The organism is Campylobacter magnus (assembly GCF_028649595.1).
In the GTDB taxonomy this organism is placed as follows: domain Bacteria; phylum Campylobacterota; class Campylobacteria; order Campylobacterales; family Campylobacteraceae; genus Campylobacter; species Campylobacter magnus.
The window spans coordinates 21,026-33,648 of record NZ_JAQSLK010000007.1 but is presented as its reverse complement, the minus strand read 5'-3'; the positions used below and the strand labels follow the sequence as shown (position 1 = coordinate 33,648).

General features: G+C 40.7%; 12 protein-coding genes and 1 pseudogene. 7 read left to right on the top strand and 6 right to left on the bottom strand.

The genetic code is table 11. The features are described from left to right. Positions 1-169: 169 nt before the first annotated feature. Positions 170-1,444 (bottom strand): annotated as a pseudogene (gene tig / locus PTQ34_RS07910) (trigger factor); the annotation flags it as partial. A gap of 115 nt (positions 1,445-1,559) precedes the next feature. On the opposite strand from tig, the gene folE reads away from it, so the two are divergent. The 4 genes from folE to fliI are packed head-to-tail and all read left to right on the top strand — an operon-like array spanning position 1,560 to position 3,890. Further along, positions 1,560-2,114: a GTP cyclohydrolase I FolE gene (gene folE, locus PTQ34_RS07905; RefSeq protein ID WP_273933049.1), complete on the top strand. Its 555-nt coding sequence runs from the start codon at positions 1,560-1,562 to the stop codon at positions 2,112-2,114. Between the two features lie 10 nt (positions 2,115-2,124). Then, positions 2,125-2,289 carry a hypothetical protein gene (locus tag PTQ34_RS07900; RefSeq protein WP_273933048.1) on the top strand — a complete coding sequence of 55 codons (165 nt, stop codon included), beginning with the start codon at positions 2,125-2,127 and terminating at the stop codon, positions 2,287-2,289. Next, positions 2,286-2,570 carry a type II toxin-antitoxin system RelE/ParE family toxin gene (locus tag PTQ34_RS07895; RefSeq protein WP_273933047.1) on the top strand — a complete coding sequence of 95 codons (285 nt, stop codon included), beginning with the start codon at positions 2,286-2,288 and terminating at the stop codon, positions 2,568-2,570. Before PTQ34_RS07900 ends, PTQ34_RS07895 begins: the two co-directional genes overlap by 4 nt. A gap of 18 nt (positions 2,571-2,588) precedes the next feature. Next, complete coding sequence (gene fliI, locus PTQ34_RS07890) at positions 2,589-3,890, top strand: flagellar protein export ATPase FliI (RefSeq protein ID WP_273933046.1); 1,302 nt, start codon at positions 2,589-2,591, stop codon at positions 3,888-3,890. Between the two features lie 507 nt (positions 3,891-4,397). Here fliI and PTQ34_RS07885 read toward each other — a convergent pair. Next, positions 4,398-4,946 (bottom strand): hypothetical protein, encoded by a 549-nt coding sequence (locus tag PTQ34_RS07885; protein WP_273933045.1) that lies wholly within the window; start codon positions 4,944-4,946, stop codon positions 4,398-4,400. A 385-nt stretch (positions 4,947-5,331) separates the two neighbouring features. Here PTQ34_RS07885 and PTQ34_RS07880 point away from each other — a divergent pair, with 385 nt between their 5' ends. From PTQ34_RS07880 to PTQ34_RS07870, 3 genes are all read left to right on the top strand, one after another. Continuing rightward, positions 5,332-7,755 (top strand): heavy metal translocating P-type ATPase, encoded by a 2,424-nt coding sequence (locus PTQ34_RS07880; RefSeq protein WP_273933044.1) that lies wholly within the window; start codon positions 5,332-5,334, stop codon positions 7,753-7,755. After that, entirely contained in the window at positions 7,752-7,961 is a 210-nt protein-coding gene (gene ccoS, locus PTQ34_RS07875) for a cbb3-type cytochrome oxidase assembly protein CcoS (RefSeq protein WP_273931080.1), read from the top strand. The genes PTQ34_RS07880 and ccoS overlap by 4 nt, the downstream gene beginning before the upstream one ends. Positions 7,962-8,164: 203 nt before the next feature. Further along, positions 8,165-8,809, top strand: a complete 645-nt coding sequence (locus PTQ34_RS07870; protein WP_273933043.1) for a ThiF family adenylyltransferase — start codon at positions 8,165-8,167, stop codon at positions 8,807-8,809. Between the two features lie 322 nt (positions 8,810-9,131). On the opposite strand, the gene PTQ34_RS08885 is transcribed toward PTQ34_RS07870, so the two are convergent. From PTQ34_RS08885 to greA, 4 genes are all read right to left on the bottom strand, one after another. Beyond that, positions 9,132-9,884, bottom strand: coding sequence for a methyl-accepting chemotaxis protein (locus PTQ34_RS08885; RefSeq protein WP_404814923.1), 753 nt, complete (start codon positions 9,882-9,884; stop codon positions 9,132-9,134). A 520-nt stretch (positions 9,885-10,404) separates the two neighbouring features. Continuing rightward, positions 10,405-10,908 (bottom strand): PAS domain-containing protein, encoded by a 504-nt coding sequence (locus tag PTQ34_RS07860; protein WP_273933041.1) that lies wholly within the window; start codon positions 10,906-10,908, stop codon positions 10,405-10,407. Between the two features lie 174 nt (positions 10,909-11,082). Continuing rightward, positions 11,083-12,093, bottom strand: a complete 1,011-nt coding sequence (gene argC / locus PTQ34_RS07855; protein WP_273933040.1) for an N-acetyl-gamma-glutamyl-phosphate reductase — start codon at positions 12,091-12,093, stop codon at positions 11,083-11,085. After that, positions 12,090-12,584, bottom strand: a complete 495-nt coding sequence (gene greA, locus PTQ34_RS07850; protein ID WP_273933039.1) for a transcription elongation factor GreA — start codon at positions 12,582-12,584, stop codon at positions 12,090-12,092. Before greA ends, argC begins: the two co-directional genes overlap by 4 nt. Positions 12,585-12,623 lie beyond the last annotated feature (39 nt).

Sequence of the window (12,623 nt, the reverse complement as noted above, 5' to 3'; positions counted from 1 at the left end):
TTCTACCGCGTTTTGGCTTTTCTTCTGCGTTTTCTGTGCTAGCAGCTTTTTTAGCAGCTGGTTTTTTCTCGGCTGCCTTTGGTTCTGCTTTTGTAGCCTTTGACTCAGCTGCTTTTTTAACGCTGCTAGCTTTTTTAGCTTTTTCTATTTGCTCATCTTCTGGTAGTGGGAAAAGGTGTAAAAATAGCTTTTCTTCAACTATAGCCATTTTTACAGCTGGTAGCATGCCGTTCTTTTTGTAGTATTCCATATGCTCTTTTGGATTTCTGCCACTGCGGTATGCTTCCATATATATAGTTTGGATTAGCTCTTGGTCGCTTACTTCGATTTTATTTACCTTTGCTAGCTCATCGATGATGAAAGTTAGCTTAACGCTATTGCTAGCCTCTTCTTTGTAGCTCTCAAGTTTAGCTTCAAGGGCTTTTTTATCTTCTTGATATTTTTTACGCTCATCATCGCTAAAGCTATACCAGTCGTTGCGGAAACGAACATTCATTTCTTGATCTACGATATTTTCTGGCAAATCAAAGTTAAATTTCTTTGTCAAAGCCTGGGCAAATTTATCTTTTATCTCTCCATTCAGCAGAGTTATAAACTTGCTAGTGCGGATTTGATCTTTTATGCTAGCTTCTAGCATTTCTTTACTTGGGTTTTGCTCGTTTGGCATGATTTTTTTAAGCGTTTCTTCGTTTAGCTCAGCCTTTTTTTGCTCCCCTATTTCGTGTAGTTTTACTTTAAATACAGCGTCTTTGCCTGCCAGGTGAGTTGCGCCATACTCAGCCGGAAATGTTACTTTTACATCACGCTCTTCACCCACTTTTAGTCCTATCATACCATCTTCAAAGCCTGGGATAAACTGACCTGAGCCGATTTCTAGGATGTAGTTTTCAGCCTTGCCACCCTCAAAAGCCTTGCCATCTACAAAGCCCTCAAAGTCAAACTTAGCAAAATCGCCTTTGCCTAGTTCTTTTTTGCTTGATTTCTCTAAACTACCAAACATTTTTAGCATATTATCAATGCGCTCATCGATTTCTTTTTGTTCTACTTTTGGTGCCTCATAAGCTGGAAGCAAGCTCTCATAGCCTTTTATATCTACTTCTGGGCGAAAAGAAATTGTAATTTCTACATCAATATTGCCGTCTTTCTCATCAAATTTAGTAACAAGCGGCTCGCCAATAGTATCATTTAGGCTTTTGCCAAGTTCTTTTAAACCATCACCTACTATATCGCCTAGCACTCTGTTTTTGGCATCACCTTCTATTTCTTTGCGGTATTTTTGTAGCATCAAAGAAGCTGGGACATGACCCTTGCGAAAACCTGCGATATTTGCTGTTTTTGCTGCTTCTTTGGCTAGCTGATTTACTTTTGCTTCAAGCACATCAGCACTGATTGTTGCGCTTACCTTTGCGTTTGCTTTGTTTACATTTTTTGCGTTTACTTGCATGCTTTTACCTTTTTTTAGAAATAAAAATTGCCAAAATCTTAGCAAAATTTTGCTTTATTTTAACATAAACAAAGCAAATTATTGTAAAATGCTAAAAATTTTATAAGGTTTTAACATGGATAAAAAAGAAAATTTAGTTAGAGAATTCCTTTCTTTGCTTGGCGAAGACCCTGAGCGTGAGGGCTTGCTTGATACACCAAAAAGAGTTTCAAAGGCCTTTGATTTTTTAACAAGTGGCTATAAAGAAGATCCAAAAGAAGTGCTAGGCTCTGCTTTATTTACAAGCTCGGCAAGTGAAATGGTGCTTATTAAAGACATTGAGTTTTACAGCCTTTGTGAGCATCATTTGCTGCCGATAATCGGCAAAGCGCATGTGGCCTACATACCAAATGGCAAGGTCGTGGGGCTATCTAAAATCCCACGCATGGTAAATATTTTCGCTCGCCGCCTTCAAATCCAAGAGCAAATGACAGAACAAATCGCAAGTGCCTTACAAGACTGCCTTGCACCAAAAGGCGTGGGCGTGATGATAGAAGCACGCCACATGTGCATGGAAATGCGTGGAGTTCAAAAAATAAACTCTATTACAAGCACCTCAGCCCTGCGTGGCAGATTTATAAAAGATGAGCGAACAAGAAAAGAGTTTTTTGATCTAATTAAAATAAGATAAAGGCTAGAAAATGAACCAAAATCTAGAATTCCATAAGCAAAAATTAGCTGAAATTTTAGAAAGTCACGAGCGAGGTGAGGCTAAGACTTATACTTTTGAAGAATTTAAGTCTTTACAGGACAAGCACATTGAGGAACTTCGCAAAAAATATCAAAAAAAAGCTAGTGGGCAATGAAATTTGAGTTTGATGATAGATTTATCAAAGCTTTAAACGATATAGAGAGCTTTATTGCGCTAGATAGCCTTGAGAGGGCTGAAAAATTCAAAAATGACATTATTGATAAAATTAGCTCTCTTGATTTTATGCCTAAACGCTGCCGCAAAAGCACGCTAGCAAATGATGAAAGCATAAGAGATTTGATATTTAAAGGCTACATTATAGTTTTTAAAATAGAAAATGACACAATAAAAGTTCTTTATATATACAAAGAAAATGAACCAAAGATGATTTTTTAGGCAAAAATAGGTAATAAAATGTCGCTAGAACTCCTTAAAAACAAGCTAAACTCAGCCAAAATAAACCTTAGTGGCTCTTTTGGCGTTATTACTAAAATCAGCGCAAATATGCTAGAGGTCTCAGCCCTAGATGCTGGAATTGGCGATATAGTCCAGATTGAAGGCTCTGGTGCTGGTCAGCTTGGTATGGTTACGCAGATTTATGAGGGCGGTGCTTCTGTCTCGCCCTTTGGCTTTGTAGAGGGCTTTAAGATAGGTGAGAGAGTTTATGCTAGTGATATTGGTATGAGTATACCAGTTGGTGAGGGACTTTTGGGGCGAGTGGTAGATCCCTTTATGCGACCAAAGGACGGCAAAGGGCCGATTTTTTCTACTGAGCGTGTGCCTATTATGAAAGCGCCCATTGATGCGATGAAGCGTGGGCTAATTGATGAGCCTTTTAGCGTGGGAGTTAAGGCAATTGATGGGCTTTTGACCTGCGGTAAGGGGCAAAAACTAGGCATTTTTGCAGGCTCAGGCGTGGGAAAAAGCACTCTAATGGGTATGATCGTAAAGCACTGCGTAGCACCGATTAAGGTAGTTGCGCTTATCGGCGAGCGTGGGCGTGAGGTGCCTGAGTTTATACAAAAAAACCTTGGCGGAGACCTTTTGGGCACTGTTATGGTGGTAGCTACTAGCGATGATAGCTCGCTTATGCGAAAATACGGAGCCTTTTGTGCGATGAGCGTGGCTGAGTACTTTAAAAACAAAGGCCACGATGTGCTATTTATCATGGATAGCGTAACTCGCTTTGCTATGGCTCAGCGTGAGATAGGCCTAGCCCTTGGTGAGCCACCGACTAGCAAAGGCTATCCGCCTAGCTCGCTAACCTTGCTGCCGCAGCTCATGGAAAGGGCTGGCAAAGAAGAAGGTCAGGGCTCAATTACAGCCTTTTTTACCGTGCTTGTAGAGGGCGATGACATGAGTGATCCTATCGCTGATCAAAGTCGCTCGATTTTGGACGGGCATATCGTGCTTGACCGCTCGCTTACTGACTATGGCATTTATCCGCCTATAAATATCCTAAACTCAGCAAGCCGTGTAATGGGCGATGTAACCACACCAGAGCACAGAGCAAATGCTAGAAAGTTTAAACGCTACTACTCAATGCTAAAAGAAAATGAAGTGCTAATCCGCATAGGCGCGTATCAAAAGGGCTCGGATAAAGAACTTGATATGGCAATAGCCAAAAAAGCCTTTATGGATGATTTTATCCGCCAAGACTCCACTGCTGGGTATACTATCGCAGATACAGTCAAAATCTTAGAGCAGATAAACTAGAATTCCTAAGACAAAAACTAGAATTCCCTAGAATAAAATCTAAAATTTCTATGGGCTTTTTGCGTTTATATCATTTAAGAATTCTAGAATTCCCAAGCCTTGTGCCATCCCCCGACTTGATCGGGGGATCTCTAATAGTAGGAATTCTAGAATTCTGTCATTGCGAGGGAGCAAAGCGACCGAAGCAATCTCGTTCAAAATCGCCGTCATTGCAAGCGAAGCGAAGCAATCTCTAGGAATTCTAAATTTATTCTTAGGAATTCTAGATTTTAGCGTGGGAATTCTAGAATTTGCCTTAGGAATTCTAGAATTTTGCTCGCTTTTAGGCTAGATAAATCTAGCCTAGCTCGCAAATTTTATAAGGGCTACGCCCTAAACCCTTAGGGGCTGCCGCCCCTAAAACCCCGCTAAAATTTAGAATTCTCCCCCTAGATGACGGAATTTTAGACGGAATTTTGAACGAGATTGCTTCGGTTGCTTTGCTCGCTTGCAATGACGCAGGGAATTCTAGAATTCCTCAAACATAAAATAATCTTCCAAGCCCTTAGCGAAGATATCTACTGCTTTATTAAGATACGCTTGCTGCTCGGCTACTGTTTTGTAGCTGACAATCTTGCCATCTTTTTCTTCTTTTAGGGTTATGCCTTGTTTTTGGCATTTTTCTATTAGTTTTTTTACTATGTCGTTTTTGGTGTTTTTGCCATCTAGTAGCAAAAGAAACTCATAGTCTAGCTCGCCAAAGTTCGTGCTTTTATTTTGTGGTGTTACAAAGCCCAGGATATGATTTTTATCCCTTGCTAGATATTTGATAAAGCTTTTATAGCTAGCTATAACCCTTGTTTTGCCCACTTCATATTTTAGCACTTTTTGCGCTTTTGTGTGGAAGTTTATCCCGCCATTAAGGGCTGAGTTTATATCAAAAATATGCTCGCTTAATGAGCCCTTATCTATTAGCCCTAAGGCTTCTTTTATGCTTAGTGAGTTAGGGTAGATATCTACAAGCGCATTTGCTAGACGCTCCATAGCAAGCCCTATCTTTAAAATAACTTTTAGCAAACTCTAGCACTGTATCATTAGCAATCTCGCTATAATCATAGTGTAAGGCTATATCTTCTAAAATTCCATCATTGTAGGAATTCCGTCATTGCGAGGGAGCAAAGCAGAGGGAGCAATCTCATTCAAAATTCCATCTAAAATTCCATTCAAAATTCCGTCTAAAATTCCATATAGAGATCCTCGGGTCAAGCTGGGGGATAACACAAGGCAAGTCGTGGGATGACAGGGAATTCTAAAATTCCTAGGGATAAATTTAGAATTCCTTAAAGATTGCTTCGCTTCGCTCGCAATGACGGAATTCTGCAATGACGAATTTTAGTGAATTCTAAATTTCCTACATAAAAATTGTTTATTTTTGGCTATAATCAAAATAAAAAGGCTATAAATGTTTGTTTGTAAGCACTGCGCTGGGCATTTTGAGGGTGAGGCGGTAATAGACGCAAACGGCGATGAGTTTTGCTGTAATGGCTGTAAAAATGTCTATGCCTACTTAAAATCTCAGGGCTTTAGCGAGTTTTACTCCAAGCTTAAAAAAGGCGAGCAAAACCTAGCAAAACCTAGCTCAAAGCACTTTGATAAGCAAAGCGCTAGCTCGATGTTCTCAAAGCTTTTGCGCCGTGATGAGAATAGTCCTTTTATCTGCGAGCTTGAAGTGCTAATTTCAGGTATCCACTGCCCAGCTTGCATCTGGCTAAATGAAAAGGCTCTAAGCAATTTAGAAGGCGTTTTGGAGCTAAACATAAGCGCCACAACCAGCAAGGCTAGAGTGCTATTTGATGAGCGAAAAACAGCCCTTGAAGATATTCTAAATCTCATCATTGCCATAGGCTATGACCCAAAGCCCTTTAACGAGGTTAATGGCGCAAAAAACTCTCTAAGCCGTGAGTATTACGCTAGACTTATCGTAGCATTAGCTTGTTCTATGAATATAATGTGGGTGGCAATTGCCCTATATAGCGGATATTTTGAGGGCCTTAGCCTTGGGGCAAAAAAAATCTTACATTTTGCTGAGTTTGTGCTAGCAAGCCCGCCTGTGTTTTATACAGCAAGCGTGTTTTACCGCTCGGCTCTTAGCTCGCTAAAACTACGCCAAATCAGCATGGATGTAAATGTAAGCTTAGGAATTTTAAGCGTGTATTTCTACTCAGTTTATGCTATGCTAAGTGGCTCAGAGCAGGTGTATTTTGACTCAGCTTGTATGCTTGTAACTTTTATATTTGCTGGCAAGTTTTTACAAACCAAAGCCACGCAAAAAGCCGCCCAAGAACTAGAAAATATAAGCTCACTTTTTGTAGAACAAGTAATGAGCGTAAAAAATAATTCTAGAATTCCTAGTATTAGCGAGTTTAAGCCCTGCGATGTAAGTGAGGTAAAAAGTGGTGATTTTGTGCTTTTACGCTCTGGAGAGAGGGCTATGATAGATGGAGTGGTGCTTAGCGGGCAGGCTAGCGTGGATAATTCTAGCATAAACGGCGAGAGCGTGCCTGTGGGCATTAGCAAAGATGATGCTTTGCTTAGTGGGGCTTTGTGCGCTGAGGGTAGTGTGATATACAAAGCCACAAGTAGCTTTCAAGGCTCATTTTTAAACAAACTCTCAAAACTTCTAAGTAACGCTAGCTTTGCTAGGGCAGAGATTGAAGAGCTAGCAAATAAAATCTCTAGCCACTTTGGCTGGGCTATTTTGACTCTTTGCGTGGCTAGCTTTGTTTTTTGGAGTGTGGTAAATATCTCAGCGTGGAGTGGGGCAAATGCTTTTGGCGTGGCTATTAGCGTGTTAGTTATCGCTTGTCCTTGTGCGCTTAGTCTTGCTACGCCTATTGCTACTTTGGTGGCTATGGGAACCTCTACAAAACGATCAATTGTCTTTAAAGACGCAAAAGTGCTTGAAACCCTAGCAAAGTGTGATATAATCGCTTTTGACAAAACCGGCACTCTAAGCAAAGCTAATTTAAAGGTGCTAAAGGGGCAAAGATTTTTGCCTTTTGATGACGAGGCTTTACTAGCCCTAGCAAGTGCTAGCACGCATCCTATTAGCAAGGCAGTAGCGAGCTATATTTTGGAAAAAACTTGCACTTTAAGTTCGTTTAACCAGGGAATTTTAGAAAACATCCAAAACATCGCTGGTAAGGGCATCACTGCGACTTATAAAGGCGTAAAAATCGCAGGTGGGTCAAGGGCTTTTGTAGAAAGCCTTGGTGCTAACACGGCTGATGATGCCAGTGGCAGCAGCGAGTATTATTTTATGTATGATAACAAACTTGTAGCACGCTTTTTTCTAGATGATGAGCTAAGAGAAGGGGCAAAAGCTAGCATAAAAGAGCTAAAAAAAATGGGATTAAAGGTGCTAATGCTAAGTGGAGATAAGCAAATAGTAGCTAGCAAGGTAGCAAGAGAACTAGGGATTGATGAAAGCCACGGTGAGCTAAATCCAGAGCAAAAAGCCCTGCTAATAAAAGAGCTACAAAAAAGCGCAAATGTCGTAATGGTAGGCGATGGGATAAATGATATCCTGGCTTTAAAAAGCGCAAATGTAGGAATTGCTATGGGCTCAGGGGCAAGTGTGAGCGTGGGGGTTAGCGATGTGGTGCTGCTGCGTGATGAGCTGGGGGACCTTGTCTTTGCGCTACACCAGGCAAAAAAAACCTTCAAAGTAATAAAAGAAAATCTATTCATAAGCCTTGTTTATAATGCGCTTAGCATACCGCTAGCTATGGCTGGGTTTATTATCCCGCTATTTGCTGCTATTTCGATGTCGTTTAGCTCGCTACTTGTGGTGCTAAACTCACTTAGACTAAAAGGACAGCCATGAACTCTACAATTGCGATGATGCTTGGGGTTTCTATTTTTCTTGCTTTTTGTGCGATTTGGGCTTTGATCTGGGGCGTGCGCTCAAAGCAGTTTGATGACTATGAGAAGTTTTTGGGTGGGACAAAATACGATAGCGAAGAGGCGCTAAATGATGCGTATAGGATGGAGCAGCGCAAAAAAGAAAGTGGGTATAGGCCGCCTGATTGATTGGATGGGATTGTGGGAATTCCGTCATTGCTGGAATTCCGTCATTGCGAGGAGTGAGTGAGACGAAGCAATCTCGCTCAAAAACTTAATAAGTCTTAATAAATGAGATTGCTTCGCTTCGCTCGCAATGACGAATTTTAAGGAATTCTAGAATTCCTAAGCGTAAAAAAGCTAAGAGAATTCCCAAAACAAAAAGGATAAAAATGACTGATAGATATACTCGCTCTCGCTGGCTTTTTGGCGATGATTTTAGCAAACTACAAGCTGCAAAAGTGCTAGTATGCGGCTGTGGTGGCGTGGGTGGTGCTGCTATTGAAGCGCTTGCTCGCTCTGGCGTGGGAGCTATCAGGGCTATTGATAGCGACAGCTTTGATATCACAAATCAAAACCGTCAGTTTCGCAGCGAAAATATAAATGAGCCAAAGGCAGCTGTCTTTGAGCGAGAGCTGCCAAATGTGCGTGGCACAATTGGGCGAATTGATGAAAGCAGTATAAACTCGCTGGGGCTTGATGATTTTGATGTGATAATTGATGCCATTGATGATATAAAGGCAAAGATTTTGCTAGCCAAAAACGCTAGCGATAAACTGCTTTGCTCGCTTGGCAGCGCAAAACGCATTGATCCTTCTAAGCTGCGCTATGATAGCATTTGGCAGACAAAAGGCGATGCCTTTGGGGCGAAGTTTCGCTACGAGCTTAGAAAATCTGGTTTTAGTGGCGATTTTACCTGCGTTTATAGCATAGAAGAGCCTAGATGCAAGAATCTTGGCAGCTGCATGGCTGTAACTGCAAGTACGGGGCTTATGCTAGCTAGTCTTGCGATTAGGCGAATTTTAGGGGAATTCTAGGGAATTTTTGGGGAATTTTAAACTCCGCTGCCCTTTGGGTTTTGCAGCTGAAATTCCGTCATTGCGAAGCTTTGAAAAAAGAGGGAGCAATCTCGTTCAATGCTTAATAAATGAGATTGCTTCGCTTCGCTCGCAATGACGAATTTTAGGGAATTCTAAAATTTCTAAAAAAAAGACACCCCCTAACCCACAGAAAAACAAAGAAATTCTAAAATTTTCTATAGAGATCCCCCAAAGGGGCTGGGGGATGACATAGTAGGGAATTCTAGGGAATTCTAGGGAATTCTAGGGAATTCTAGGGAATTCTAGAATTCCCTAGAAATTATTTACTACTTTTCTCAGCTGCCTCATCAATGATAGCAAAGATATTATTCCCTGCTTCATTTGCCTTTTTAAATGTGCTAATGAACTTTTCTATATCATCTTTTTTGTAACCATATTGGCTATTAGAGATGTTTTTTTCTACATTTGCTTTTAGTTCGCTTGCGTTTTGCATTAGCTTATCGTAGAGCCTAGCAGCTTTAAAGATTTTTTCTACATCACTATACCACTGCGCTAAAATTTCGCCTTGCTTTTGTAAGGCTTCGTTGTCGCCGATTTCGTGGATAACATTGTGTTGGGCGGTTTGCAGATAGGTTACTTGGTTTAGCTTGCCGATGATTCCTAGGGTTTTATTTACCACATACTGGCTGATTTGAGCAGTTTGAGCAGCATTTTGGTTAAAGGTATTTATAGCATTGCCAAAGTTTATTACGCTTTTATTTGCAAGGTTTGCGATTTCATTTATACGCTCGGCGTTTAAGGTTAGGTCGTTTGTTTGCTGTTGTAAAGACTGGATATTTATGCCGATTTCATTTGTTGCTTTTTGTGTGTTTTCAGCTAGTTTGCGAACCTCATCAGCCACCACAGCAAAGCCCCTGCCGTACTCACCGGCTCTGGCTGCTTCTATAGCAGCGTTTAGGGCTAGTAGGTTTGTTTGATCTGCGATATCACGGATTAGATCTACTACTGATGAGATTTCGGATGTTTTTTCATTTAGATTGTTTATAGCATCATTTGTGTTTGTAATTAGCATCTCAAACTGCTGCATTTCGCTATTTAGAGTTTTTATAGCCTCGCCACTTTCGTTTGCTTTGCTTGAGGTTTCTTTTGTCATATCGCTGATTTGGATTAGGTTTGAGATTGCGCCTGAGAGATTGCTTTGGATATCTACTATGCCATCAGAACCTTTGTTTGCTTTATCTAGCTCATCGGCTAGGATGATGCGAGTTTTACTTTTTTGGCTTTCGTGCGCACTTTCTACGCCACGACTTACGCCCTGAGCGTTTATTTTAAAAAGCCCTCTAAAACCCTCGGTAAAGATATTTCTATGCGTTCTGCCTGTTTCTGCGCTATCAATACAGGTGTAAATCTCACGCTGGAGAGCCTCAACCTGGTCTAGCAAATCATTTACACAAAGAGCAATTTTGCCACTTAGGGTGCCCGGGTCTATGTTTGTAACCCTAGATTCTAAAAGTCCTTGGCGAGCCTGATTTACCACTTTTAGGATTTCATTTAGTTTTTCATCTTGTTTTTTACCAAACATTTTTGCTTCCTTATTTTTTTCTTTGTAGATTATTCATTAGCTCATCATAAGTAGTGCCAAGGTCTTTTAGCGTTTTTGCTAGCAGTTGCTCTGAGGCTTTCATGCCGCCTGTTTTCTCAGCCTCTAGCAGCTTTTCGTATAGTGGGGCGATGATGCTTAGGGCTTTTGGATTTGGCTTTCTGCGTACTGAGTAGTAGCCGATGATGTTGCCATCTACATCAAGCGAAGGTGTAATATTTGCAAACACCCAGTAAAAGCTGCCATCAAAAGTGCGGTTTTTAACATAAGCAAAGATTTCATCTTTTTTCGTAACAGTATCCCAAAGTAGCTTGAAAACTATCTTTGGCATATTTGGATGGCGGACGATGTTGTGATTTTTACCTAGAAGTTCACTTTCTTTTGCGCCTACGATTTTTATGAAGGCTTGATTGCAGTAAGTGATGATACCTTTTGTATCGGTTTTTGAGACTAGAAAGTCATTTTCTTGGACGAATTTCTCAGTGTTAACACTCATGTATATCCTTAAATTTTTGTTAATAGCCTTATTATACAAAAAATATCTTAAATAAAAGAATGTTTAAGCAAATTTTTATGAAATTTATGTAAATTTTTTAAAAAAATATCTAGGAATTCTAGAATTCCTAGATATGTGCTGATATGTGCTAAGGAATTCTAGAATTCCCTAGCGCTAGACAAAATGCGCTAAGCGAGGCAGGGCTAGACTTTCATCAAAACCGCAAATTATATTTGCATTTGCCAAAGCTTGCGAGCTTGCCCCACGAAGTAGATTATCAATTGCGCTTAAAACTACGATTTTATCGCCACTTTTATAAGCACTTAGATCAGCAAAATGCGTACCAGCGACATTTTTTATCTGCGGTGGCTCAGAGCAAATACGAATAAAGCTTTCTTTGCTGTAAAAATCATTTAGCACATCAAGGGGATTAATCTGCGAAAACTGCTCTTTAAGCGTGATATACACGCTTGCAAGCATTCCACGATTTAGCGGCAGCAAATGTGGGACAAAAAGCACATCCCCAGCCCCACCAAGTGCGTAAAAATGCTCTTTTATCTCAGCTGCGTGGCGGTGAGTAAGCGGCGAGTAGGCATTTGCGTTCTCATCTACGCTAATAAAATGCGAGCTAGCTTTTAGGCTTTTGCCTGCGCCGCTTACACCACTTTTTGCATCTATGAAAACGCCGGCTTTTTCATCAATCATCTTAGCAAAGGGAGCAAGGGCTAAAAGACTTGCTGTAGGATAGCAGCCTGGATTTGCTACAAGCGAGCAGTTTTTAAGAGAGTGTCTGTGAAGCTCAGGCACGCTATAAACAGCACTTTCTAGCCCTTTAGCGTCTGTGTGCTCGCCGTAATTTGCCTCAAAATTCTCTAAGCTAATACGATAATCAGCCGAGAGATCTACGATTTTTACATGTTCTCTTAGCTCTTTTATGTATTTCATGCTTTGCATGTGTGGAAGTGCTGTAAATACTAGCTCACAACGCTTTTTTATCTGCGAAATATCAGCTACTTCTACGCTCATATCAAAAACGCCCCTTAGCTGAGGAAAAAGTTCGCTAAGCCTACTCTCGCTGCTAGCCCCAGCATAGCTAAGCTCAAAGTGCGGATGAGCTAAAATCAGCTTTACAAGCTCCAAACCTGTATAGCCTGAAACGCCTAAAATTCCTACCTTTATGCTCATTTTTTGCCCTCAAAATCAATAGGTTCGTAGCTAATGCTAATTATCTCAATCTCGCTTTTGCCTTTTGGTAAGCTTAGTTCTATTTGATCGCCTTCTTTTTTGCCAAGAAGCTGCTTTGCAAGCGGTGTTTCAATGCTAATAAGCCCCCTATTTAAATCACTCTCTACGCTACCAACGATGGTATAGCACTTCTCATCGCCGCTATCCATATCCTCAAAAACCACCTTTGAGCCAAATTTCACGCTATCGTGGGCGTAGCTGCTAGGGTCGATGACTTTTGCGTTTGCGATGATATCGCCAAGCTCGCTTATGCGGTTATCGATAAATCTTTGGCGTTCTCTTGCTGCTTGATACTCAGCATTTTCTTTCAAATCACCGTGAGAACGCGCAATATCAAGCTCTTTTATACACTCAGGGCGTTCTTTTAGTTTTAGATTTTTTAGCTCATCGTTTAGCTTTGAGTAGCCGTATATTGTCATTTGCTCGCTCATTTTTATCCTTTATATTTTTTAATAAATCTAGAATTCCTA

What these genes read in the sequence shown, in the direction of transcription:
- fliI (WP_273933046.1), top strand. Translation starts at nt 2,589, where the DNA reads ATGTCGCTAGAACTCCTTAAAAACAAGCTAAACTCAGCCAAAATAAAC.
- greA (WP_273933039.1), bottom strand. Translation starts at nt 12,584, where the DNA reads ATGAGCGAGCAAATGACAATATACGGCTACTCAAAGCTAAACGATGAG.
- ccoS (WP_273931080.1), top strand. Translation starts at nt 7,752, where the DNA reads ATGAACTCTACAATTGCGATGATGCTTGGGGTTTCTATTTTTCTTGCT.
- PTQ34_RS07895 (WP_273933047.1), top strand. Translation starts at nt 2,286, where the DNA reads ATGAAATTTGAGTTTGATGATAGATTTATCAAAGCTTTAAACGATATA.
- PTQ34_RS07870 (WP_273933043.1), top strand. Translation starts at nt 8,165, where the DNA reads ATGACTGATAGATATACTCGCTCTCGCTGGCTTTTTGGCGATGATTTT.
- argC (WP_273933040.1), bottom strand. Translation starts at nt 12,093, where the DNA reads ATGAGCATAAAGGTAGGAATTTTAGGCGTTTCAGGCTATACAGGTTTG.
- folE (WP_273933049.1), top strand. Translation starts at nt 1,560, where the DNA reads ATGGATAAAAAAGAAAATTTAGTTAGAGAATTCCTTTCTTTGCTTGGC.
- PTQ34_RS07880 (WP_273933044.1), top strand. Translation starts at nt 5,332, where the DNA reads ATGTTTGTTTGTAAGCACTGCGCTGGGCATTTTGAGGGTGAGGCGGTA.
- PTQ34_RS08885 (WP_404814923.1), bottom strand. Translation starts at nt 9,884, where the DNA reads ATGCTAATTACAAACACAAATGATGCTATAAACAATCTAAATGAAAAA.
- PTQ34_RS07860 (WP_273933041.1), bottom strand. Translation starts at nt 10,908, where the DNA reads ATGAGTGTTAACACTGAGAAATTCGTCCAAGAAAATGACTTTCTAGTC.
- PTQ34_RS07900 (WP_273933048.1), top strand. Translation starts at nt 2,125, where the DNA reads ATGAACCAAAATCTAGAATTCCATAAGCAAAAATTAGCTGAAATTTTA.